At 71.8% G+C, this 22,653-nt stretch carries 19 protein-coding genes; 10 read left to right on the top strand and 9 right to left on the bottom strand.

Annotated features, from left to right (window positions below):
• Nucleotides 1-17 precede the first annotated feature (17 nt).
• The gene (locus AB0L89_RS03555; protein WP_365133521.1) at nt 18-458 is read right to left on the bottom strand and encodes an Rrf2 family transcriptional regulator; all 441 of its coding nucleotides are present in this window, start codon (nt 456-458) and stop codon (nt 18-20) included.
• 198 nt (nt 459-656) lie between these two features.
• Here AB0L89_RS03555 and AB0L89_RS03550 point away from each other — a divergent pair, with 198 nt between their 5' ends.
• A complete protein-coding gene (locus tag AB0L89_RS03550; RefSeq protein WP_365133518.1) occupies nt 657-1,316 on the top strand; it encodes a DUF3105 domain-containing protein in 660 nt (219 codons plus the stop codon).
• 37 nt (nt 1,317-1,353) lie between these two features.
• Nucleotides 1,354-1,983 carry a DUF305 domain-containing protein gene (locus AB0L89_RS03545; protein WP_365134003.1) on the top strand — a complete coding sequence of 210 codons (630 nt, stop codon included), beginning with the start codon at nt 1,354-1,356 and terminating at the stop codon, nt 1,981-1,983.
• 653 nt (nt 1,984-2,636) lie between these two features.
• Here the strand turns inward: AB0L89_RS03545 and AB0L89_RS03540 are convergent.
• Nucleotides 2,637-3,608: a hydroxyacid dehydrogenase gene (locus tag AB0L89_RS03540; RefSeq protein ID WP_365134000.1), complete on the bottom strand. Its 972-nt coding sequence runs from the start codon at nt 3,606-3,608 to the stop codon at nt 2,637-2,639.
• Between the two features lie 371 nt (nt 3,609-3,979).
• Here AB0L89_RS03540 and AB0L89_RS03535 point away from each other — a divergent pair, with 371 nt between their 5' ends.
• The 4 genes from AB0L89_RS03535 (at nt 3,980) to AB0L89_RS03520 (ending at nt 8,588) form a co-directional block, all read left to right on the top strand.
• Complete coding sequence (locus tag AB0L89_RS03535; RefSeq protein WP_365133516.1) at nt 3,980-4,834, top strand: ABC transporter permease subunit; 855 nt, start codon at nt 3,980-3,982, stop codon at nt 4,832-4,834.
• A 29-nt stretch (nt 4,835-4,863) separates the two neighbouring features.
• Nucleotides 4,864-5,727, top strand: coding sequence for a carbohydrate ABC transporter permease (locus tag AB0L89_RS03530; RefSeq protein WP_365133997.1), 864 nt, complete (start codon nt 4,864-4,866; stop codon nt 5,725-5,727).
• A 53-nt stretch (nt 5,728-5,780) separates the two neighbouring features.
• The gene (locus tag AB0L89_RS03525; protein ID WP_365133513.1) at nt 5,781-7,418 is read left to right on the top strand and encodes an extracellular solute-binding protein; all 1,638 of its coding nucleotides are present in this window, start codon (nt 5,781-5,783) and stop codon (nt 7,416-7,418) included.
• A gap of 114 nt (nt 7,419-7,532) precedes the next feature.
• Nucleotides 7,533-8,588 carry a LacI family DNA-binding transcriptional regulator gene (locus AB0L89_RS03520; RefSeq protein WP_365133510.1) on the top strand — a complete coding sequence of 352 codons (1,056 nt, stop codon included), beginning with the start codon at nt 7,533-7,535 and terminating at the stop codon, nt 8,586-8,588.
• Between the two features lie 282 nt (nt 8,589-8,870).
• Here the strand turns inward: AB0L89_RS03520 and AB0L89_RS03515 are convergent, their stop codons facing one another.
• From AB0L89_RS03515 to AB0L89_RS03505, 3 genes are read right to left on the bottom strand one after another with little or no spacing between them, the layout of a single operon-like run.
• Entirely contained in the window at nt 8,871-9,683 is an 813-nt protein-coding gene (locus AB0L89_RS03515) for an alpha/beta hydrolase (RefSeq protein ID WP_365133507.1), read from the bottom strand.
• A complete protein-coding gene (locus tag AB0L89_RS03510) occupies nt 9,680-10,408 on the bottom strand; it encodes a DUF998 domain-containing protein (protein WP_365133504.1) in 729 nt (242 codons plus the stop codon). The genes AB0L89_RS03515 and AB0L89_RS03510 overlap by 4 nt, the downstream gene beginning before the upstream one ends.
• Before the next feature lie 43 nt (nt 10,409-10,451).
• Nucleotides 10,452-11,918 carry an APC family permease gene (locus AB0L89_RS03505; protein ID WP_365133501.1) on the bottom strand — a complete coding sequence of 489 codons (1,467 nt, stop codon included), beginning with the start codon at nt 11,916-11,918 and terminating at the stop codon, nt 10,452-10,454.
• A gap of 70 nt (nt 11,919-11,988) precedes the next feature.
• On the opposite strand from AB0L89_RS03505, the gene AB0L89_RS03500 reads away from it, so the two are divergent.
• The 3 genes from AB0L89_RS03500 to AB0L89_RS03490 all read left to right on the top strand — a co-directional run bounded on the left by AB0L89_RS03500 (nt 11,989) and on the right by AB0L89_RS03490 (nt 16,296).
• Nucleotides 11,989-12,627 carry a hypothetical protein gene (locus tag AB0L89_RS03500; protein ID WP_365133498.1) on the top strand — a complete coding sequence of 213 codons (639 nt, stop codon included), beginning with the start codon at nt 11,989-11,991 and terminating at the stop codon, nt 12,625-12,627.
• 135 nt (nt 12,628-12,762) lie between these two features.
• Nucleotides 12,763-14,454 carry a multicopper oxidase family protein gene (locus AB0L89_RS03495; protein ID WP_365133495.1) on the top strand — a complete coding sequence of 564 codons (1,692 nt, stop codon included), beginning with the start codon at nt 12,763-12,765 and terminating at the stop codon, nt 14,452-14,454.
• Between the two features lie 81 nt (nt 14,455-14,535).
• Entirely contained in the window at nt 14,536-16,296 is a 1,761-nt protein-coding gene (locus AB0L89_RS03490) for an NAD+ synthase (protein ID WP_365133492.1), read from the top strand.
• Here the strand turns inward: AB0L89_RS03490 and AB0L89_RS03485 are convergent.
• The 4 genes from AB0L89_RS03485 to AB0L89_RS03470 all read right to left on the bottom strand — a co-directional run bounded on the left by AB0L89_RS03485 (nt 16,262) and on the right by AB0L89_RS03470 (nt 21,347).
• The gene (locus AB0L89_RS03485; protein WP_365133488.1) at nt 16,262-17,533 is read right to left on the bottom strand and encodes an MFS transporter; all 1,272 of its coding nucleotides are present in this window, start codon (nt 17,531-17,533) and stop codon (nt 16,262-16,264) included. The genes AB0L89_RS03490 and AB0L89_RS03485 overlap by 35 nt on opposite strands.
• A 194-nt stretch (nt 17,534-17,727) precedes the next feature.
• Complete coding sequence (locus tag AB0L89_RS03480; protein ID WP_365133485.1) at nt 17,728-18,756, bottom strand: endonuclease/exonuclease/phosphatase family protein; 1,029 nt, start codon at nt 18,754-18,756, stop codon at nt 17,728-17,730.
• Between the two features lie 283 nt (nt 18,757-19,039).
• Entirely contained in the window at nt 19,040-19,672 is a 633-nt protein-coding gene (locus tag AB0L89_RS03475; protein WP_365133994.1) for a TetR/AcrR family transcriptional regulator, read from the bottom strand.
• Nucleotides 19,673-19,751: 79 nt separating this feature from the next.
• The gene (locus tag AB0L89_RS03470) at nt 19,752-21,347 is read right to left on the bottom strand and encodes an MFS transporter (protein WP_365133482.1); all 1,596 of its coding nucleotides are present in this window, start codon (nt 21,345-21,347) and stop codon (nt 19,752-19,754) included.
• A 228-nt stretch (nt 21,348-21,575) separates the two neighbouring features.
• On the opposite strand from AB0L89_RS03470, the gene panB reads away from it, so the two are divergent.
• Nucleotides 21,576-22,457 (top strand): 3-methyl-2-oxobutanoate hydroxymethyltransferase, encoded by an 882-nt coding sequence (panB, locus tag AB0L89_RS03465; protein ID WP_365133479.1) that lies wholly within the window; start codon nt 21,576-21,578, stop codon nt 22,455-22,457.
• Nucleotides 22,458-22,653: the final 196 nt, after the last annotated feature.

The following is a 22,653-nucleotide window of genomic DNA, read 5'->3' as shown; positions in this document are numbered from 1 at the left end:
GCCGAGCGGGGTGGCGTTCACGCGTCGCCCCGCTTCGTGATGTCCAGGAGCAGGGGGCCCGTCGGCGCCGCCACGATGTCCGCCACCGTCAGCGGGTCGAGCGACGCGTAGAACGCCTCCTGCGCCCTGCGCAGCGCGCCCCTCAGCCGGCACGCCGCGTTGAGCGGGCACGGTGTCGCGCCCTCGCACTCCACCACGTCGCCGTCGCCCTCGAAGGCCCGCACCAGCGCGCCGACCGACGCCGTGCGGCCCGCCTCGGTCACCGCGAGCCCGCCGCCGCGGCCCCGGCGGGCCTCCAGCAGGCCCATCTTCTGGAGCTCGGCGACGACCTTCGCCTCGTGGGTGTAGGGCACCGCCATGTCGGCGGCCACCTCGCGCGTCGTGGGGGCCGTTCCGTCCGGCACGGCCAGGCGCATGAGCGTACGGAGCGCCAGATCGGTGGATCGCATGAGCCGCATGACGTCGAGCCTAGATAATGCGCATCCGCGCCTCAAATTTTGCGGGCGTGCGAAGGCGGGTCCTCGACGGGCGGTGGCCGGATCCGGCACCGGGCCCAAGAACCCCACGGACGCCCTGTGTGCGGGCCCGCTCTCCCATTACGATCAGCGGACTCTCGTTCGTCGTCCCGTCCGTCCCTTTCCCCAGAAGGACACACCATGGGTTCCGCCAAGAACACGAGCAACGCATCCCGCAAGGCCCGGATAGAGGAGATGCGCCGGGCCGACCGCGCACGCGAACGCCGGGGCCGGGCCCTGACGATCACGGTCAGCGCGGTCGTCGTCGCGGCGCTCGGCGTGGGCGGATTCCTCCTCTTCGACAAGGCGTCCGACGACTCCGGCTCGAAGGACGACGCGAAGGCCTGGCCGAAGTACAAGGTCACCGAGGACGGCGAGAAGGTCTGGGGCAAACTCGGGCGTACGCACGTCACGAAGACCGTGGACTATCCGATGACGCCGCCCGTGGGCGGCGACCACAATCAGGTGTGGATGAACTGCAACGGCGACGTCTACAAGAAGGCGATCCCCGAGATGAACGCCGTGCACTCCCTGGAGCACGGTGCCGTCTGGGTCACGTACAACGACAAGGCGGAGCCGGCCGACCTGAAGAAGCTGGAGGCCAAGGTCAAGGCCACGCCGTACTCCCTGATGAGCCCGGTGAAGGACCAGAAGGCCCCGGTCATGCTGACCGCGTGGGCGCACCAGCGGACGGTCTCGGGCGCGGACGACCCGAAGGTCAAGGAGTTCTTCTCCACGTACGTCCAGGGCAAGCAGACCCCGGAGCCGGGTGCGGCGTGCACCAACGGGCTCGCTCAGTAAGGCGGCGTGAGTGGTGAGTTGGCGCGAAAGGCCCGCGATGACGGCGACGGCGCGTACGAAGTGGCTCTTCGGATCCCTCGCGGCGGTGGTGGTCCTCGCGGGCGGGATCACGGCGGCGGTGGCCTCCACGGGCTCCGACCCGGGGGGCGGTACGCCCGCGAGCTCGTCGGCCGACGCGGGGTTCGCGCAGGACATGGCCGTCCACCACCAGCAGGCGGTGGAGATGTCGTACATCGTGCGGGACCGGACCGACGACGAGGAGGTGCGGCGCCTCGCGTACGACATCGCCCAGACGCAGGCCAACCAGCGCGGGATGCTGCTGGGGTGGCTGGACCTGTGGGAGCTGCCGAAGGTGCCGGAGGGGGCGCCGATGGAGTGGATGGGCATGGGGGACATGCCGGCCGGCGAGGACGGGGCGCTGATGCCGGGCATGGCGACGCGGACGGAACTGGACCGCCTCGGCAAGCTGAGCGGCAAGAAGGCGGAGGTCCTCTACCTCCAGCTGATGACGCGGCACCACCGGGGTGGGGTGCACATGGCGGAGGGCTGCGTGAAGCGGTGCGAGGTGCCGGTGGAGCGGAGGCTGGCGCGGGGGATGGTGGAATCGCAGGAGTCGGAGATCGCCCTGATGTCCACGATGCTGAAGTCCCGCAACGCGAAACCGTAGTCGGGCGGGGCGCCTTGGGGTGCGGGGCGCCTTGGGTCCGCGTGTGGAACGGGTACGTGGGCGTCTGCGCCTTGGCGGTCTGCGCGGTTGCTTCGCCTGTGGGGCGGGCTCGTGGGCGTCTGCGCCTTGGCGGGTCTGCGCCTTTGTCCGTCCCGGGGGCGGGGCCGCGGGGGTATGTGCGTACTCGCCATCCCTGCGCCCCGCCCCAAGTCCAAAGACGCCAGCGTGCGCTCAGTGCTCCGTTCGCACATACCCCCACGTCCCCTCAGGAGCGTCTGCGACCGCGGCCCGGTGGGGGCCGGTGCGCCCGCGCCGCGGCGGACGGGACCGTGCCGCTCCGCTGTGGGCGGCGACGCGGTGGGCATGTGGCCGCCCCCGCTGTGGGCACCGGCGCTGCGGTGGACGGGACCGTGCCGCTCCGCTGTGGGCGGCGGCACCGGCAGGGTAGCCGCTCCCGCTGTGGGCAGGCGTTCCGCAAGGCGGAACGGGTGGGCACAGCCCACGGTGCCGGGCAGCGATAAGTGTGGCTCCAGCCCCGGCGCAGCCGGACCGTGCCGGGCGGCGATGAAGGAGGCTCCCGGCACGGTGCAGGCGGGGCACTGGCACGGGCCGCGCGGCGATGAGTGTGGGCCCGGTCCCGCGCACGCGGAACGTCACGCCAGGCGGGGCAGGTCCTCGCGGAGGAGCCGCCCGCGGAGCCCCGCCCCGGCCACGTACCGCTCGACCTCGCCCACCGCGTACTCCCCGAGCCTGCGCACCTCACTCCCCTGCGCCCCCGCGACATGCGGTGTCACCAGCACATTGGGCAGCCCCAACAACACGTGCCCCGCGGGCAACGGCTCAGGATCCGTCACATCCAGGAACGCGTCCAACCGTCCCGCCCCGCACTCCCGCGCCAACGCCTCCGTATCCACCAGCGCCCCCCTCGCCGTGTTGATCACGGTCCCCCCGTCAGGGATGAGCCGCAGCATCCGCTCGCTCAAGAGCCCCCGCGTCTCCGGGAGTTGGGGAGCGTGGACCGTGACGATGCTGCTGCGCCCGCAGAGCTCGGCCAGCTCCACCAGCTCCACCCCCAGCCCCGCCGCCTCCGCGGGACCGACGTAGGGATCCGTGAGCAGCACCCGGAACCCCGCGTCCGACGCCCGCAGCGCGGCGATCACCCGGCGCCCGATCCGCGACGCCCCGATGACGCCGATCACCCGCGCGTCCGCCCCGGCCCGCGCGGCGAACGGCGGCCACCCGGCCGCGTACCCCGCGGCGGCGGACAGCGCCCCCTTCGCCGCGAAGGTGATCGCGGCCAGCGTGAACGCCACCACCGGATCCGCGTTGGCGTCCGCCGCCGACGAGACGACGATGCCCCGCTCCCACACCGCGTCCGTCACCATCGGCTTGACCGAGCCCGCCGCGTGGATCACCGCGCGGAGACGGGGCGCGGAGGCCAGGATCTCCGGCGTGAGCGGCGGGCACTCCCAGCCCGTGACCAGGATCTCCGTCCCGGCGAGCACCGCCAGGGACCCGGGCGCCGTGAGCGGTCCCGACAGCGGCTCCGGGGCCAACCGCACGCTGCGGGCCAGCCGTTCGCGCAGATCCGGGGCGAACACGCGGTCCGCGACCTCGGCCCCCATGGCGAGGGCCGCCGTCGGCGGCCCCTCGCCGCCCCGCTCCCGCTGATCCGCCTGCACTGCCTGCTCTGCCACGCGTGACCATCCCTCGTAGTAACCGGTTACTCACCAGCGCTTGGAGGCTAGGACCAAGCCGGGAGGGTGGTCAAGAGACAGGCAGGCGAAGGGGGTTGACCAAGGGCAGTAACCGCTTTAGATTCCGGGCACCTTATTCCGACGACGGAGGGGTTGCCGTGCCGACGGTGACGAAGGAACGGGCGGAAACCGAGGCGGTGAAGCCGCCCGACGGGCGCAACAGTGGGACAAAGGGCGGGAAATCAGGGCGTGATGCGCGGTGGAAACGGTTTCAGCGCACCCGCGTCCTGGTGCTGCTCATGGTGCCCGGACTCGTGTACTTCCTGGTCTTCCACTACGGCGCCTTCATCGCCAACGCGGTGGCCTTCAAGGAGTACGTCCCCTTCGACGGCCTGTGGGCCAGTCCCTGGGTGGGCACGGAGAACTTCGCGCGGATGTTCGGCGATCCGGACTTCTGGCACGCGACGTGGAACACCCTGTTCATCGCCGTGCTCCAGCTGGTCTTCTTCTTTCCGGCGCCGCTCGCCCTCGCACTGCTCCTGCACAGCCTGACCTCGGACCTGCTGCGCCGCTTCACGCAGTCCGTGATCTACCTGCCGCACTTCCTGTCGTGGGTCGTCGTGGTCGCGCTCTTCCAGCAAGTGCTCAGTGACACCGGCCTGTTGAACACCTTCCTCAGCGACTCCGGACTGCACACCGTCGACATCATCGGCAATCCGGACGCGTACAAGCCGCTCGTGGTCATCGAGGTGATCTGGAAGGACGCGGGCTGGGGGACGATCATCTTCCTCGCCGCCCTGATGCAGGTGGACGAGCAGCTCTACGAGGCCTCGGCCATCGACGGGGCCGGGCCCTGGCGGCGGTTCTGGCACGTCACGCTGCCCAGCATCCGGCCCATCATCATCCTGCTGCTGATCATGCGGCTCGGCGACATCCTCTCCGTCGGCTTCGAACAGATGCTGCTCCAACGGCAGTCGGTGGGCCCGGAGGTCGGCGAGGTCCTCGACACCTTCGTCTTCTGGCAGGGCATCGTCGGCGGCGACACCGGATACGCGGCGGCCGCCGGTCTGTTCAAGGGTGTCGTCGGCGCGGCACTCGTCTTCACCGCCAACCGGGTCGCCCACCGGCTCGGCGAGCAGGGGGTCTACAAGTGAGTACCGGTCATGTCACCAGGCCCGCCTGGATGGAGAAGCCGCGGTTCGCGACCAAGGCCGCCAAGGCGGTCGCCGTGGTGATCGTCCTCGCGCTCGTGCTGATTCCCTTCCTCGTCATCGTCTCGACCTCGCTCGCCTCCAACCGCGAGGTCGTGGACAACGGCGGCTGGGTCCTGTGGCCGAGCGATCCGACACTGCGGGCCTACCGCACCATCCTCAGCGGCGGCATCGTCACCAAGGCGCTCGGCGTGAGCGTCGGCCTGACCCTCGTGGGCACGCTGTTCTCGCTGGCGTGCACCACCTTCCTCGCCTACGCGCTGGCCCGCCCCGGCGTCTTCGGCGGCAAGCCCGTGCTGCTGCTCATCCTGTTCACCTTCCTCTTCCCGCCCGGCATGATCCCGGCGTTCCTGCTGGTCAAGGGAATGGGGATGATGGATACGTATGCCGCGCTGATCGCACCCGTGCTCATCAACGTCTTCAATCTGATCGTGCTGCGCGGCTTCTTCCAGGGCATACCCGAGGAGCTGTACGAGGCGGCCAGGCTCGACGGCGCCGGCGACTGGCACATCCTGTGGCGGATCGTCCTGCCGCTGTCGAAGGCGGCCCTCGCCGTGGTCTCCCTCTTCTACGCGGTGAGCTACTGGAACGCCTGGTTCCATGCCTCGATCTACATGGAGTCCGGCCACTGGCCGCTCTCCCAGGTGCTGCGCACGTACGTCATCGGCGGCTCCCAGATCGCCGACACCGGCCTGAGCGAGGCGGGCATGGTCTCCGCCCCGCAGACCACGCAGATGGCGGTCCTGGTGATCGCCACCGTGCCGATCCTGCTCGTCTACCCCTTCCTTCAGAAGTACTTCACCAAGGGCGTGCTCACCGGCGCCATCAAGAGCTGAGCTTCTCTCCCACTCGTCGTCCTGAAGGGTTCATTCACGTGTCCGGTTCCTCGATGTCGCGGCGCACCCTGCTCCGCTCCATGGCCGTCGGCGGCGCCGCCCTGGCCGCCCCCGCCGTCCTCACCGCCTGCTCGACCGACTCCAGCGGCGGCGGCAACGTCTCCAACGCCGGGAAGAAGGCGGTGCCCTGGCCCACGTACACCCCCGCGAAGGGCCCCGCTCCCGACCTCGCGCCGACCGCCGAGGGCGTGCAGCCCGGGTACACGAAGTACCCGGAGAGGCTCGTGCGGGCGATGTCGGAGAAGCCGGGCACCGGCAAGCAGAAGATCAAGGTCATGACCATCACCTACGGCACCCCGCCGAAGCCGGTCGGCCGGAACAAGTACTGGCAGGCGGTGAACGAGGCGCTCGGCGTGGAGATCGAGTTCACCGTCGTGCCCGACGCGGACTTCCGCGCCAAGATGTCCACGCTGATGTCCGGCGACGACCTGCCCGACATGATCAACTTCGGTGGCGGGTACGTGCTGCCGCGCGAGTCGCAGTTCGTGAAGTCCCGCTGCGCCGACCTCAGCGACCACCTCTCCGGCGACGCGGTCAAGGACTACCCGAACCTCGCCAATATCCCCACGTACGCCTGGGAGGGCATGGGCCGCATCGCCGGGCGCATCTACGGCCTGCCGATCGAGCGCGCCAAGGTGCAGGGCGCGATGTTCATCAACCGCGAGGCCTTCGACAAGGCCGGCTACCGGCCCGGCATGTCCGCCCCGGACTTCCGCGCGATGGCGAAGGAGGCCTCGCAGGGGAAGAAGTTCGCCCTCGGCGCGTCCACCGTCGGCTTCTACGGGTACCTCTACCACGCGATGTGGCACGGCGCGCCCAACCAGTGGCAGATCAAGGGCGGCAAGGTCACCGACATGTACGGGACCGACGCGTTCAAGGCCGCCCTGGAGTACATGTCCACGATGCGGGGCGACGGCTCGTACAACCCGGACGCCACCTCGATCTCCCAGGTCGACCTGAAGACCCAGTTCTACAACGGCACCGTCCGCTCGATGACCGACGGCTGGGGCGCCGTCATCTCCAACGCCCAGGGGATCAAGGACGAGTTCACCCTCGACGTCGCCGAGCCCTACGCCGTCGACGGCGTCACCCCCGTCTACCAGCAGAACCGCGGCTGCTTCGGCTACACGGTCATCAAGAAGGCCTCCAAGGAGCGCGTCCAGCTCATGCTGCGCGTACTGAACTGGCTTGCCTCGCCGTTCGGTTCGAAGGAGTACGAGCTGATGCACTACGGCGTGGAGGGCACCCACTTCACGTACAACAAGGGCGGCGACCCGGTCGCCACCGAGCTGGGCCTGATCGACTCCAAGACCAACCTTCCCTTCCCGTACCTCATGGACGCGCCGCAGCCGCTGTACTTCCCCGGTTTCCCCGACCTCACCGAGCGGCTGCACGCCTGGGAGAAGAAGGTCGTGCCGCTGCTGGTGCCCGACGACCACTGGGGCCTGATGTCGGACACGTACAACCGCCAGGGCGCCTCGATGCAGCAGATCATCGAGGACGGCGTCACCGCGATCGTCTCCGGCCGCAAGAAGCTCTCCGAGTGGGACTCCATCCACCAGAAGTGGCAGTCGCAGGGCGGCAAGAGGTCCGCCGAGGAGTTCCTGAAGGAGTACGAGGCCGCGCACTGAGCCGGGGTCCGGGCGCGGGATGATGGGTCCGGGGCGGCGACTGCCGTGGGGGCAACTCCGCCCCGGATCCGCAGGGTTGGCCGGCCGACAGGCCGCTGGGTGAGGGAGACACAGGTGGGTGAGCGGGTCACGATCCGCGACGTGGCCGCGCGCGCGGGGGTCTCGGTGGCGACCGTCTCGCGGGTCCTCGCGGGCAACTACCCGACGTCCACGGCGTCGCGGGCCAAGGTGCTGCGGGCGGTCAAGGACCTCGACTACGTCGCCAACGCGCACGCGCGCGCGTTGGCGGGCGCGGGCCGCAAGACGATAGCCGTGCTCACCTACGACGTGGTGGGCGCGTTCTACGCACAGGTCGCGCAGGGCGTGGAGATGGAGGCGGCCCAGCACGGGCGCCTCACGCTCGTCGCGTCCACCGGCAGCGATCCGGCGCGCGAGCTGGCGCTCGTGCAGATGATGCGCGAGCAGGCCGCCGAGGCCGTCGTCCTGGTCGGCGGCGCGGTCCAGGACGACGAGTACCGCCAGCGGATGGCGCGGTACGCGGAGGCGCTCGCCGCGGCGGGCTCCCGGCTCGTCCTGTGCGGCCGCCCCGCCCCCGCGCCGGACGTGCCGGCGCTCGTGGTCGAGTACGACAACGAGGCCGGCGCCCACGCCGTCACCAGCCACCTGCTGGGCGCCGGGCACCGGCGGATCGCGCTCCTCGGCTACCAGCCGGGGAACACGACCGGCGAGGACCGCCTCGCCGGCTACCTCCGGGCCCTCGACGACCACGGCGTACCCCGGAGCGAGGCGGTCCTCCACGGGGTCGGCTTCGGGCAGAACTGCGGCTACCGGGCGATGCGGGACCTCCTGGAGAAGGCCGACGGGAAGCCCGACTTCACGGCGGTCTTCGGAGGCGACGACCGGGCCGCCGCGGCAGCGGTCATCGCGCTCCGCGAGTACGGGATACGGGTGCCGCAGGACATGTCGGTGGTCGGCTACAACGACGACCCCGTGGCGGCGGACATCACTCCCGGCCTGACGACCGTGCACATCCCCGCCGAGGAAATGGGCCGCACAGCGGTCCGCCGCGCCCTGTCGGGCTCCCCGAGGACAGGCCAGGAACGCCACGTCCTGGGCACACACATCGTGATCAGGGACAGCGTGAGGCCGGTACGGGGGGTGGCGGGGTAGCGAGGGGGGCTTATGGCGGCCGGTCGGGGTCCCCCGGGAGGAGGAATGGCCTGCGGGGGTTCGCGCAGTGGCCGGTCGGGGGCGGGGGACCGGCGGCGGGGGTTACCGCAGTGGCCGGTCGGGGCGGCGCATTTCCGGTGGGTGGCGGGTTCTTGCAGCGGCGGACCGGGGTCGGGGGCATCGGCTGACGAGGTTCCTACGGTGGGCGCTCGGTGCCGGGTATACGGGTGGGTGGGACGATCCGCCGCGGAGCGGCGGGACAGGGATGCCACACACCGGCCGTCAGCCGGAAGCGACAGAAGCGACCGTGGAGAGCACCGCCTCCGCCACGTCCGCAGGACGATCCCGCATGACCAGATGCCCCGAAGGCTCCGCGACCCGGAACACCCCACCAAGGCCCCCGGCCAGCCCCCGCTGGCGCTCGACCCACCCCCGCGAACCCCCCGCGTGAGCGGCCAGCACCGTCACCGGCACCCCCTCCGGCAGAGGGCGGCCACGCCGCACCGCGGCGAGCCCGACCGCCACGTCGCCGTACGTCGCGTACTCCATGAGCGCCGCCCGCCACACCCGCCCGCTCCCGTACACCCGCGCCCAGGGAGTCGGCGCCACAAGACCCCGCAGCGCGGGCCCCACCGCCCGTGGCAGCCCCGCCGCACACAGCACCGCCCCGCACGCGCGCGTGGCGCCCACCCGCACCCCGCGCGGCACGCGCACCCGGGGCCGCTCCTCGACGCTGGAGTCGACCAGGACGAGCCCCGCCGTACGCTCCGGATACAGCCGCGCGAACGCCTCCGCGTGGAACCCGGCGAGCGAGTGCCCCACCACCGTCACCCGCTCCCCGCCGAGCCCCACGGCCGCCAGGACCCGCAGGATCCGCTCCGCCTCACCGCGCACGGTGGGCGCCTCGCGCGCGGGGCCGCTCAGTCCCAGACCGGGCCGGTCGAAACGGACGACGGTGCGGTGCGGCGCGAGCCGCGGCACCACGGGGTCCCAGTCGAACCAGCCGAGCCCGAGCCCGGCACTCAGCACGCACACCGGCCCGCTCCCCGTCACCTCGACGTGGTGCGGCACTCCCCCGATGCGTACGAAGGTCACCCCCGCCGCTCCCGGGCGGTCGCCAGCGACCACGCGAGGACCGTGATCCACACCGCGATGCACAGCACCTGGAGCCGCTGCCCGACCCCGAGCCCCCAGGTGCCGCGCCCCGCCTCGAACGCGGCGACGGACGCCAGCGTCCAGCAGGTGGCGGCCAGTTCGAGGACGACGAGGGCCGGTCCCGTGCGGGCGAGCGCGGGCCACGTACCGGCGAGCGAGCACCGCGCGGCGACCGTGAGCAGCACCATGCCGACCAGCGCCCCGGTGACCGCGAGGCTGCTGCTGACGGCGTGCGCGGAGTGCGTCCAGGGGACATCGCCCGCCCGCTCCCGCGCGAGGCACGCCGCGTCGGCGGTCGGCGTGCAGCTCAGCGGCAGCCGCGCGTCGGCCGCGGTGGCCGCCCCGAACAGCGCGAGGCCCGCCCAGCCCGCCGTGGCCCACCGACCCCGGCGCGGCAGCCGGACCAGGGCGCCCACGGCGGCCACGAGGACGAACAGGCCCGCGAGGAAGTCCGCGGTGCGGAAGAACGTGCCGTACGGCTGGTCCTCGGCGGCGAGTTCACTGACGTACGCCGAAAGGGGCGAGAGGCCGGTCGGCAGGAACGCCTCGGCCGCCCAGGTGCTGTACCCGAGGGCGCCGAGCAGCAGGAGCACGGCGAGGACGCGCGGCCCGGCGGACCGGCTCCGGCTCCGCGTGGAACCCGGCTGCGACTGCTCAGTGGCCATGGATGCGGCTGCCGTCGTAGATGCGGACATCGGTCGACAAATGCTATTCGGACGCATGGGACGGGCGGTGATCGGGGTGGATCCAGCTCGGTCTGCGGTACTTGAGGAACGCCGCGGGCGCCAGCACCCCGAGGGCGAGGAGCCCGCCGCCGACGATCAGCAGATAGCGCCACAGCGGCCCCTTGCCGAACTGGTCGGGCGGCACGAAACCGATGGCGAGCGCGACGAGCGAGGCGACGAAGCCGACGCCCGCGACGAGGGTCACGGCGGGGACCACGAAGCCGCGCGGCACCTGCGGCTTCGTCTTCCGCAGCCGCACGACGGCCACGAACATCAGCAGGTAGGCGATCAGATAGATCTGCACGGTGATGACGGAGAACATCCAGTAGGCGCTGGAGACGTCGCTGCTGAAGGCGTAGAGGACACCGATCAGGGTGGTGACGACGCCCTGGGCGACCATGATGTTCCGGGGGACGCCCGCCTTGTTGAACTTCTGCAGGAAGGGCGGCAGGTAGCCCTCCTGCCGCGCGAGCGTCACCAGCCCCTTGGCGGGCCCGGCGAGCCAGGTGAGCATGCCGCCGAGCGCCGCCATGACGAGCATGATGCCGACGATCTTCGTCATCCAGCCGATGTGGAAGTGGTCGAAGAACGCCTGGAAGGCCTGCATCAGACCGGCGGTGAGGCTGAGCTCCTCCGACGGCATGACCCAGCTGATGGCCAGCGCGGGAAGGATGAAGATCAGCAGGACGAGGCCGGTGGCGAGGAAGATCGAGCGCGGGTACTCGGCGCGGGGGTGGCGCAGCGACGAGACGTGGACGCCGTTCATCTCCATGCCCGCATAGGAGAGGAAGTTGTTGACGATGAGGACCAGGCTGGCCAGGCCGGTCCAGGGCGGCAGCCAGTGGTCGGCGCTCATGGGCGCGGCGGAGGCGTTTCCCTGCCCCAGGAAGACGATGCCGAGGACGACGAGGACGACTCCGGGGATGAGGGTGCCGATGATGAGCCCGAGGGAGGAGAGCCCGGCGACCGTCCTGGTGCCGCGCGAGGTGATCCAGACGCCGGTCCAGTAGATGACGACGATGACGATCGCCACGTAGGGGCCGTTCTCGGCGAGGCTCGGGTGGACGACGTACGCGAACGTCGAGGCGACGTAGGCGAGCAGACTCGGGTAGTACGCGATGGTCATGGCGAACTGGCACCACACGGCGACGAACCCGAGCGGCTTGCCGAGGGCCTCGCTGACCCACCGGTAGATGCCGCCGGACCACCCGGAGGCGAGTTCCGCGCCGACGAGGGCCGTGGGCAGCAGGAAGACCACGGCGGGCAGCAGGTAGAGGAAGACCGCGGCGAGGCCGTAGATGGCCATCGAGGGCGAGGGACGCAGACTGGCCACGGACGCGGTGGTCATGAGGGCGAGCGTCACCCAGGAGATGACCTGCCGCGGCATGGCGGGGTCCGGCTCCGGCAACGTGCCGGTGCCGGTCTGCTCCGGTTCGTCCGTAGTCGTCATGCGCTCATGATCGTCGCAGTGCCCGGGGCCCGCATGTCGCCGGATACCCGGCGGGGGTAGGGTTTCCCCCATGGCGAGGACGAGGAGCCGCACGGGGCACGGGCAGTTGCTGCTGCTCGCCGCGCTGCTCTTCGGGATCGTGACGATGCATACGTTGGGGCATCCCTCGGGCGGTCATGACGGCGGCCACGGGGGCGGGGCCGCGGTGGCCCCGCCGCCGACGGGGCACGGGATGCCCGCCGGACACGGGGGCGGGGCGGGACCCCGCGCGGGCGCGGACGCCATGGGCGTGACCGCGTCCCATCGCGGCGCGAATGCCGTGGGCGTGGCCGAGCCCCGTAGCGGCGCGAATGCCGTCGGTCTGACCGCGTCCCATCGCGGCACGGACGCCATCCGCCTGGCCGAGCCCGCCCACCGCACCGACGTCGTGAGCACGCCCGCGCCCGCGCACGGCGCCGACGTCGTCCGCGTGGCCCGCGCCGCCCCCTCCCCCGAGCCGGGGCACGGCGGGACGGGGATGGATCCGCTGTCCGTGTGTCTCGCGGTGCTCGGCGCCTTCACGCTCGCGCTGCTCGTGCGCGCCGGACTGCTCCGGCCGGGCGGGACCCTCGCCCACGCGCCCGGACTCCGGCGGCTCCTGCTGGTCCAGCGGCCGCAACCGCCGCCGCCCCGTGCCCTGCTCTCCCGTCTGTCGGTACTGCGCATATAGGCCCGCGCACCGGCTGCTTCGCGCTGCCCGCGCACCTCGTGCGGTTCCGGAGGGAACCCGAGGGCGTCGAGCGGTGTACCAGAAGCAGCGGATGCGCCCACCTGCACGCACCACCAGACGAGGTGTCACCCAGTCATGCGTCAACACACTCTGCCCACCCCCTCGCGCCGCACCCTGCTCGGCGCCGCTGCCGCCGTCGCGGGGACGGGCGTCCTCACGGCGTGCTCCGGCTCGGACTCCGGCGGGCACGGCGGTCACGGAGCGGGCGGCTCGGCCGGCGCCGGGGACTATGTGGACCCGGCGGGCAAGGAGGTCGCGGCCGCCGAGAAGAAGCGCGCCCGGGGCGGCCGGGTCCGCGAAGTGAAGCTGATGGCGATGGAGACCAGGCTCGACCTGGGCGGCCCCACGGTGAGGACGTGGGCGTACGGCGACCGCCTCCCCGGCAAGGAGGTCCGCGTCACCGCGGGCGACACCCTCGCCCTCACCCTCGCCAACCACCTCCCGCAGGCCACCTCCCTGCACTGGCACGGCATCGCCCTGCGCAACGACATGGACGGCGTGCCCGGCCTCACCCAGAAGGACATCAAGCCCGGCGCGGACTTCACCTACCGCTTCGCGGTCCCGCACCCGGGGACGTACTGGTTCCACCCCCACTCCGGCACCCAGCAGGACCGGGGGCTGTACGCACCGCTGATCGTCGACGACCCGAAGGAGCCCCTGAAGTACGACAAGGAGTGGGTGATCGTCCTCGACGACTGGGTCGACGGGGTCGACGGCTCGACCCCGGACGGCGTCCTCGCGGAGCTGAGCAAGGGCATGGCCGGCCACGACATGGGCGGGGACGACATGGGCGGGGACGACATGGGCGGCGACGGCGGCTCGGGCGGCATGGACCACGGCGGTTCCGGCGGCATGGACCACGGCGGCGGGCACGACATGTCGAACATGTCGCACGCGGCGGCGCGGACCGAGCCGTCACCGAAGCCGTCCGGCCCCTCCCGGATGATGATGGGCGCCAAGAGCGACCTGCTGGGCGGCGACGCGGGCGACGTGGCCTACCCGTACTACCTGGTCAACGGGCGTACGGCGAAGGAGCCCTCGCAGTTCCGCGCCCGCCCCGGGGACCGCATCCGCCTGCGCATCATCAACGCCGGGGGCGACACCGCCTTCCGCGTGGCGCTCGGCGGCCACGAGATGACGGTGACGCACACGGACGGCTTCCCCGTGGCCCACGCGAAGACGGACGCCCTGCTCCTGGGCATGGGCGAGCGGTACGACGTGCTGGTCACCGCCAAGGACGGCGTCTTCCCGCTGACCGCGCTGGCCGAGGGCAAGAAGGCGTCGGCGCTCGCGGTGCTGCGCACGGGCGGCGGGGCCGCGCCGACCGCCTCCACCCGCCCCGAGGAGCTGACGGGCCGCCTCCTGACGGCGGACAAGCTGAGGGCGCACGAGTCCGTGGCCCTGCCCTCCGGCAAGCCGGACCGGACGATCAGGATCCAGCTGACGGGCGGCATGGCCAAGTACGACTGGGCGTTCGACAAGAAGCCCTACTCCCCCGGTCAGCGCCACCCCGTGCGCGCGGGCGAGCGGGTCCGGCTGACCTTCGCCAACTCGACGTCGATGTGGCACCCCGTCCACCTCCACGGCCACACCTTCGCCCTGGCGAACACGGCGGGCGGCCCCCGCAAGGACACCGCGGTCATCCTGCCGAACGGCACGCTGACGGTGGACTTCGAGGCGGACAACCCGGGCCTGTGGATGATCCACTGTCACAACGTCTACCACGCGGAGGCGGGCATGATGACGGTCCTCGGCTACCGCCGCTAGCCGCACGGGGCGCCCCCACGTGGGGCGCCCCACACCCTTCCGGGAGGGCATCGCGTCGCTTTGACGATTACACTGGGCCGCGTGCCTCAACTACGCCTCGCCCTGAATCAGATCGACTCGACCGTCGGCGATCTCGCCGGGAACGCCGAGGCGATCGTCCGCTGGACCCGGCACTCCGCCGAGCAGGGGGCGCATCTCGTCGCGTTCCCCGAGATGGCGCTGACCGGGTATCCCGTCGAGGACCTCGCCCTGCGGTCGTCCTTCGTCCACGCCTCGCGGGCCGCGCTGCGCGCGCTCGCCGTGCGGCTCCAGGACGAGGGCTTCAGCGAGCTGCCGGTCGTCGTCGGCTATCTCGACCGCACCGAGGAGGCCAAGCCGAAGTTCGGCCAGCCCGCGGGCGCCCCGCGCAACGCCGCGGCCGTCCTGCACCGCGGCGAGGCCGTCCTGACCTTCTCCAAGCACCACCTCCCCAACTACGGCGTCTTCGACGAGTTCCGCTACTTCGTGCCGGGCGAGACCCTGCCGGTCGTGCGGGTGCACGGCGTCGACGTCGCGCTCGCCATCTGCGAGGACCTCTGGCAGGACGGCGGCCGCGTCCCGGCGACCCGCAGCGCGGGGGCGGGCCTGCTGCTCTCCATCAACGCCTCGCCGTACGAGCAGAACAAGGACGACCAGCGCCTGGACCTCGTGCGCAAGCGCGCCCAGGAGGCCGGCTGCACCACCGCCTACCTCGCGATGATCGGCGGGCAGGACGAGCTGGTCTTCGACGGCGACTCGATCGTCGTCGACAAGGACGGCGAAGTCATCGCGCGCGCCCCGCAGTTCGCCGAGGGCTGCGTCGTGCTCGACCTGGAGCTGCCGGCCGCCGCGCCGGTGCCGCCGTCCGGCACCGTGGACGACGGCCTGCGCATCGAGCACGTCACGCTCTCCGACGAGCCCCTGCCCGCGTACGAGCCGGAGCTCACCGGCGGGTACGCGGAGCGGCTCGACGACGCCGAGGAGGTGTACTCCGCGCTGGTCGTGGGCCTGCGCGCGTACGCCGCGAAGAACGGCTTCAGCAGCGTCCTGATCGGGCTCTCCGGCGGCATCGACTCGGCGATCACCGCCGCCATCGCCTGCGACGCGCTCGGCGCGCAGCACGTGTACGGCGTCGCCATGCCGTCCCGCTACTCCTCCGACCACTCCATCGGCGACGCCGAGGAGCTGGCGCGGCGCACGGGGCTCAACTTCCGTACCGTGCCGATCGCCCCGATGTTCGACGCGTACATGGGGTCGCTCGGGCTCACCGGTCTCGCCGAGGAGAACCTCCAGTCGCGCCTGCGCGGCACGATGCTGATGGCGATCTCCAACCAGGAGGGGCACATCGTCCTCGCGCCGGGCAACAAGTCCGAGCTGGCGGTGGGGTACTCCACGCTGTACGGCGACTCCGTCGGCGCGTACGGCCCCATCAAGGACGTCTACAAGACGTCGATCTTCCGGCTCGCGAAGTGGCGCAACCGCGCGGCCCAGGAGCGGGGGCAGACGCCGCCGATCCCGGAGAACTCCATCAGCAAGCCGCCGAGCGCGGAGCTGCGGCCCGACCAGGTCGACACGGACTCGCTGCCCGACTACCCCGTCCTGGACGGGATCCTGGAGCTCTACGTCGACCGGGACCAGGGCGCGGACGCGATCGTGGCGGCCGGCTTCGACCGGGAGCTGGTCACGAAGACGCTGCGGATGGTGGATACGGCGGAGTACAAGCGGCGGCAGTACCCGCCGGGCACGAAGATCTCCGCGAAGGGCTTCGGCAAGGACCGGCGGCTGCCGATCACCAATCGGTGGCGCGAGTCCGCTGCCGGCTGACGCAGGCGTCCGGTGAGGGATCCGCGGGCCGGTGAGGACCGGTCGCGCGGTTCCCCGCGCCCTTCACGGGGCGCGACGCCGCCACCACCGGCCGCCGCATGTCGACCACGTAGGCGACCCCGGCCACCGCGAGGCCCAGCACCGCGAGGCCCGCGCCCGCCACCGCCGGGGACGTCACGCCGAAGCCTGCCGCCAGGGCGAGGCCGCCGATCCACGCGCCGCCCGCGTTGGCGAGGTTGAACGCCGCCTGGTTGGCGGACGAGGCCAGGGACGGGGCCGCCGCGGCCTTCTCCATGACCATCAGCTGCAGCGGGGACCCGGTCACGAACGCCGCCGTGCCGAGCAGCACCACCGCGAGCGCGGCGCTCCACGCGGCGCCCATGAGCAGCGGGAACAGGACGAGGACGAGCGCGAGCGCGGCGAGGCCGCCGAACAGCGTGCGCCGCAGGGAGTGGTCCGCGAGACGGCCGCCCAGCAGGTTGCCCGCGGTCGCGCCGACGCCGAACAGCGCGAGCAGCAGGGTGACGCTGGACTCGGCGTAGCCCGCCGCGTCCGTCAGCATCGGCGTGATGTAGCTGTAGGCCGAGAACAGCGCGCCGAAGCCGGCGACGGTGGTGCCGAGCGCCAGCCACACCGGGACGCTGCGCAGGGCGCGCAGTTCGCCGCGCAGTCCGACGGCGTCGCCGTGGCCGTGGTCGGCCGGGACGAGGAGGGCGAGCGCGGCGATGGCCGCGAGGCCGATCGCGCTGACCCCGAGGAACGTGGCACGCCAGCCGAGCTGCTGGCCCATCGCCGTGCCGACCGGGACGCCCACGATGTTGGCGACGGTCAGGCCGAGGAACATCAGGGAGACCGAGCGGGCCTTGCGCTCGGGCGCGACGAGCCCGGTGGCGACGACGGCGCCGACGCCGAAGAAGGCGCCGTGCGGCAGCCCGCTGAGGAAGCGCGCGGCGAGCAGCCAGTGGTGGTCGGGGGCGGCCGCCGACAGGGCGTTGCCGACCACGAACAGGGCCATCAGGCCGATGAGGACGCGGCGGCGCGGCAGCCGTGCGGTGAGGGCGGCGAGCAGCGGGGCGCCGATGACGACGCCGAGGGCGTACGCCGAGACCAGGTGTCCGGCGGTGGGAATGGATATGTGCAGGTCGTCGGCGACGTTGGGCAGCAGGCCCATCATCACGAACTCGGTCGTACCGATGCCGAAGGCGCCCACGGCGAGGGCAACCAGGGCCAGGGGCATGGAGAAGTACCTTCCACGGAAAGGGGGGCGTGCGGCGGGGCCGGACGGCCGGCGGCGGTGGCGGCCTGGAACGGCGGGGGTGCGGAGCCCGCGGGACAAAGCGGAACCCGCAATTCTACGTGCCGAACAAGGCCGCGCGGCCCGAGTATTCCGTGGGGTCGGGACCCCGGGGTCAAAGGCGGACGACGGGGGCGTTACGAGGAGAGGTCCACCCGTGCCGCGATCGGCAGGTGGTCGCTGCCCGTCTCCGGCAGCGTCCAGGAGGAGACCGGCTCGACGTCCTTGACCATGATCTGGTCGATGCGGGCCATCGGGAACGACGCGGGCCAGCTGAAGCCGAAGCCGTTGCCCGCCGCGCCCTGGGTGGAGCGCAGCTGCGAGGTGACCGCGTTCAGGGCGCGGTCGTTCATCGTGCCGTTGAGGTCGCCGAGCAGGACGATCCTGCCGATCTTCTCGTCGGCGATGGCCTCGCCGAGCGCGTCGGCGCTGTTGTCCCGCTGGTTGGCGGTGAAGCCCGCGTCGAGCTTCACGCGCACCGACGGCAGATGCGCGACGTAGAAGGCGACGTCGCCCTTGGGGGTGGCGACCGTCGTGCGCATCGCGCGCGTCCAGCCGAGCTTGATGTCGACGGGCTTGGTGTCGCTCAGCGGGTACTTGCTCCACAGGCCGACCGTGCCCTGCACCGAGTGGTACTTGTACTGGCCGGCGAGGGCCTTCTCGTACGTGGGCACGGCATCGGAGGTGAGCTCCTCCAGGGCGATCACGTCGGCGCCGGACGAGGCGACGTCCTGGGCGGTGCCGGTCGGATCGGGGTTGTCCGCGTTCACGTTGTGCGTGGCCACGGTCAGGTCGCCGCCGGAGCCCGACTTGTCGGTGATCAGGCCGCCGAACGAATCGGTCCAGACGATCACCGGCAGCAGCAGGGCGATCAGCGCGCTGGCGGACTTGCGCAGCACGGCGACGACGAGCAGCACCGGCAGGAAGAGGCCGAGCCACGGCAGGAACGTCTCGGTCAGGCTGCCGAGGTTGCCGATGTTGTTCGGGATCTGCGCGTGGAAGATCATCACCAGGGCGATGAAGAGCGCGATGCCGGCCGTGACCAGGCCGCGCCGCCAGATGCCCGGATCGTCCCGCCAGCCCTCGATCAGGCGCCGGAACCGGGACCCCGGGCGCTCGGGGCCCGAGCCGCCGCTGCCCGTCTCCGTCATATACGCCTGCGCCATGCTGTCGTCGCCTCACTGCCTGCCGTGCACACCGTCTGTCCCGCCCTCGGCAAACCCTAGGCGATGATCGGGTGCGTCTTCGCCGTCCGCGACGGCCGTACAGGCACCAGGACGAACGGCGCGGCGCGAGGGGTTCCTGATCGGACCCCGTGAACGTCCTCTGTGACAAAACGCGCACAACCCGGCGCGGCGGGCCGCTTCGGGCGCGCGAGCAGGCAGAACGCCCGTTCGCCGGGCCCGGTCGGGGCCCGGCCGGTGGGCCGGTCGATGGGCCGGTCGGGGCTCAGCCGGGGGGCCGCAGCCCTTCAAGGACGGTGTCGACGATCCGGGCCGCGAGATCCTCGTCGAGCGGGGCGTCGGGCCGCATGACCGTGCGCAGCAGCATGGGTCCGACGAGGAGGTCGTTGGCCGTCTCGATGTCGACGTCGGCGCGCAGTTCGCCGTTGGCGACGCCCCGCCGCAGCACCTCGTACATGGTGCGGCGGCGGGGGTCGACGACGGTGCAGTGGTACGCCTCCCAGAGCTTGGGCAGGGCCTTCATCTGCGCGAAGACGTTGTGCAGCATGGCCGAGGCGCGCATGTTCAGACCGCGCCGGCGAAGCCCCTCCAGGAGGCAGACCAGGTCGTCGCGCATGGAGGTGCCGGGCAGTTCGGCGTCGGGCTCCTCGAAGACGCGCAGGACGTCGACGAAGAGGGCCTCCCTGCCGTCCCAGCGCCGGTAGATGGTGGCCTTGCCGACGCCGGCGGTGCGGGCGATCCGCTCGATGGACAGCTCGGCGAGCGGAACGCCGTCCTCGATGAGGCGCACGACGCCCTCGATGATCGCCTGCTCGACGGCCTCGCTGCGGGGACGGCCCCGGCCGCCCTTCGCGGTCGACGCACCGGCCGCGCTCCCGACGCCGTCGTCGGTACGCACGCCCCTGTGGCTCACGTCGTCTTCCTCTCTCCGCGCGGACTGCCGGGCCGATTCTCCCCCAGCGCTCTCAAGTGCCTGATCAGCGCCCTGCGGCACCCACCGTCTCGGGGCGCTGCTCCTCGCCCTGCTCCTTCGGCGTACGTCCCGGCAGGAACAGGAAGACGATCGCCGCGCCGATCAGCGCGACGCCCGAGCCCCACAGCGCCGTGACGTGCATGGCGTGCAGGAAGGAGTCGTTGGCCGCGCTCACCAGGGGCTCGCCCTTGGGGCCGAGCTTCTCGGCGACGCCGAGGGTGGCCTCGATGGACTCGCCCGCGGTGTGCCGCACGCCTTCGGGCAGGGCGGTCAGCTCGTCCTCGACGCCGCTGCGGTAGGCCGTGGACAGCACGGAGCCGAGCACCGCGATGCCGAGGGCGCCGCCGACCTGGCGGAAGGTGTTGCTGAGCGCGGAGGCCGAACCGGCCTTCTCCCGCGGCAGGGCCTGCATGATCACGACGCTGGTGGGCGTCATGATGTGCGCCATGCCGGTGCCCATGAGGAAGAAGATGACTTCCAGGAGCCAGATCGGCGTATCGGTGTCGAAGATCGTGAAGGCCGCCAGGGTGGCCATCACCAGGAGCAGTCCGCCGGTGCACACGGCCCGCACGCCGAAGCGGTCGACGACGAGCCGGGCGCGCGGCGCGAAGATCAGCTGGGCCACGGCCAGCGGCAGCATCAGCAGGCCGGTCTGCAGCGGCGTGTAGCCGCGCACGCTCTGGGTGTAGAAGACCGAGAAGAAGGTCACGCCCATCAGCGCGAAGAAGACGAGCGCGATGGCGCAGATCGCCGCGGAGAAGACACGGTTCTTGAAGTACGTGATGTCGATGGAGGGGTGGTCGCTGCGCTTCTCGTACAGCACGAAGGCGGCGAGGACGGCGAGACCGGCGGCGATGGTGCCGAGGACGGCCGCGTCGGTGAAGTCGGCGAGCTGGCCGCCCTTGATGATGCCGTAGACGAGCAGGACGAGACCGACGACGGAGAGCAGGACGCCGAAGAGGTCGATCCGGCCCGGCTTGGGGTCACGGGAGTCGGGCACCAGCCAGACCATCAGCGCGACCGCGATGATCACGATCGGTACGTTGATGAGGAAGACCGAGCCCCACCAGAAGTGGTCGAGCAGCACGCCGCCGGTGATGGGGCCGATGGCGATGGCGAGGCCGACGCCGCCGGCCCAGATGCCGATGGCCTTCGGCTGCTCCTCGCGCTCGAAGACGTTCATCAGGACGGCGAGGGTGGCGGGCATCACGAAGGCGGCGCCGAGGCCCATCACCGCACGGAACGCGATGAGTTCGACGGGCGACCCGGACTGGGCGGCGAGCGCCGATCCCAGGCCGAAGACGACGAGGCCGGCGAGCAGGACCTTCTTGCGGCCGAGCCGGTCGCCGAGCAGGCCCGCGGTGAAGAGCAGGCCCGCGAAGACGAGCGTGTAGGAGTTGATCGCCCACTCCAGCTCGCTCTGGGTGGCGCCGAGGCCGGTCGGTTCCGGCGTGGAGATCGTCTTGATGGCGACGTTCAGGATCGAGTTGTCGAGCACCACGATCAGCAGGCTGAGCATCAGCACCCCGAGGATCGCCCAGCGGCGCCGGTGGACGGCCTCCGGTATGCGGGGCGGGGTGGGTGCGGCAGATATGGACATGCCGTCCAGCCTAGATCGATTTCGATACGAGACCGTCTCGTATTGGAAAGGCTTTACCGATCCCAGACCGAAGCCGGACCGAAGTCACAGGGGTGCGGGGCGGCGCCGCACGCCGCGCACGCGGGGTGACCGGCGACGCACTAGCCCCGGCAGGGCACGTGATGCCACCATGGAGGTGATCCGGGGACGCCGTCAGGGCGCCTCGAGATGACAGAAGGAGCCGTTGCGATGACGCAGCTCTCGGCTGCCCACAAGAGCGCCGACACCCCGAAGAGCCCCGACAGCAGCAAAGCGCTGTACGGCGGCAAGGGCACCCGGCGCATCACCGTGCGCGACATCACCGCCGCCAAGGAGCGCGGCGAGAAGTGGCCCATGCTCACCGCCTACGACGCGATGACCGCGTCCGTCTTCGACGAGGCGGGCATCCCCGTCATGCTCGTCGGCGACTCGGCGGGCAATTGCCACCTCGGGTACGAGACGACCGTGCCCGTCACCCTCGACGAGATCACCATGCTGTCCGCGGCGGTCGTACGGGGCACGAGCCGCGCCCTGGTCGTCGCCGACCTGCCCTTCGGCTCGTACCAGGAGGGCGCCGTCCAGGCGCTGCGCTCGGCGACCCGGCTCGTCAAGGAGGCGGGCGTGGGCGCGGTGAAGCTGGAGGGCGGCGAACGCTCCCTCCCCCAGACGGAGTTGCTGGTCCAGTCCGGCATCCCCGTCATGTCCCACCTGGGCCTGACCCCGCAGTCCGTGAACACCATGGGCTATCGCGTGCAGGGCCGCGGCGAGGAGGCGGCCCACCGGCTGATCAGCGACGCGAAGGCGGCGCAGGACGCGGGCGCGTTCGCGGTCGTCCTGGAACTGGTCCCGGCGGAGCTGGCCGCCGAGGTCACCCGCTCCCTGCACATCCCGACCGTCGGGATCGGGGCGGGCGCCGAGTGCGACGCGCAGGTCCTCGTCTGGACGGACATGCTGGGCCTGACCGGCGGCAAGATGCCGCGCTTCGTGAAGCAGTACGCGGATCTGCGGGGCGTCATGTCGGGCGCGGCGAGGGCGTTCGCCGAGGACGTGGTGGGCGGCGCGTTCCCCGCGGCGGAGCACGCGGTCCACTAGGCCTGGGCGGCCGCCGAAGCGGGGCGTGGCGGCTTCGCCTCGGGGGCGCCGAAGCGGGGCGTGACCTCGGACCACCGAGGCGGTACGTCGCCTTGGGGTCGGCTCAGGGCCACGGGGGCCTCGGGACCACCGAAGCAGGGCGTCGCCTCGGGGGCGGCTCAGGGTCATCGAAGCCGTACGTCGCCTCGGTGGGCCG

The sequence above is a fragment of the Streptomyces sp. NPDC052114 genome, assembly GCF_040680155.1.
Taxonomy (GTDB): Bacteria; Actinomycetota; Actinomycetes; order Streptomycetales; family Streptomycetaceae; genus Streptomyces.
The sequence above is the reverse complement of the archived record's forward strand: the minus strand, read 5'-3'. Positions and strand labels throughout refer to the sequence as shown.

Bases quoted from the DNA above. Each gene is read 5' to 3' on its own strand.
- AB0L89_RS03470 (WP_365133482.1), bottom strand. From the start codon at position 21,347: ATGTCCATATCTGCCGCACCCACCCCGCCCCGCATACCGGAGGCCGTC.
- AB0L89_RS03555 (WP_365133521.1), bottom strand. From the start codon at position 458: ATGCGGCTCATGCGATCCACCGATCTGGCGCTCCGTACGCTCATGCGC.
- panB (WP_365133479.1), top strand. From the start codon at position 21,576: ATGACGCAGCTCTCGGCTGCCCACAAGAGCGCCGACACCCCGAAGAGC.
- AB0L89_RS03550 (WP_365133518.1), top strand. From the start codon at position 657: ATGGGTTCCGCCAAGAACACGAGCAACGCATCCCGCAAGGCCCGGATA.
- AB0L89_RS03530 (WP_365133997.1), top strand. From the start codon at position 4,864: ATGGAGAAGCCGCGGTTCGCGACCAAGGCCGCCAAGGCGGTCGCCGTG.
- AB0L89_RS03525 (WP_365133513.1), top strand. From the start codon at position 5,781: ATGTCGCGGCGCACCCTGCTCCGCTCCATGGCCGTCGGCGGCGCCGCC.
- AB0L89_RS03535 (WP_365133516.1), top strand. From the start codon at position 3,980: ATGGTGCCCGGACTCGTGTACTTCCTGGTCTTCCACTACGGCGCCTTC.
- AB0L89_RS03500 (WP_365133498.1), top strand. From the start codon at position 11,989: ATGGCGAGGACGAGGAGCCGCACGGGGCACGGGCAGTTGCTGCTGCTC.
- AB0L89_RS03480 (WP_365133485.1), bottom strand. From the start codon at position 18,756: ATGGCGCAGGCGTATATGACGGAGACGGGCAGCGGCGGCTCGGGCCCC.
- AB0L89_RS03485 (WP_365133488.1), bottom strand. From the start codon at position 17,533: ATGCCCCTGGCCCTGGTTGCCCTCGCCGTGGGCGCCTTCGGCATCGGT.
- AB0L89_RS03495 (WP_365133495.1), top strand. From the start codon at position 12,763: ATGCGTCAACACACTCTGCCCACCCCCTCGCGCCGCACCCTGCTCGGC.
- AB0L89_RS03540 (WP_365134000.1), bottom strand. From the start codon at position 3,608: ATGGGGGCCGAGGTCGCGGACCGCGTGTTCGCCCCGGATCTGCGCGAA.
- AB0L89_RS03505 (WP_365133501.1), bottom strand. From the start codon at position 11,918: ATGACGACTACGGACGAACCGGAGCAGACCGGCACCGGCACGTTGCCG.
- AB0L89_RS03545 (WP_365134003.1), top strand. From the start codon at position 1,354: ATGACGGCGACGGCGCGTACGAAGTGGCTCTTCGGATCCCTCGCGGCG.
- AB0L89_RS03510 (WP_365133504.1), bottom strand. From the start codon at position 10,408: ATGGCCACTGAGCAGTCGCAGCCGGGTTCCACGCGGAGCCGGAGCCGG.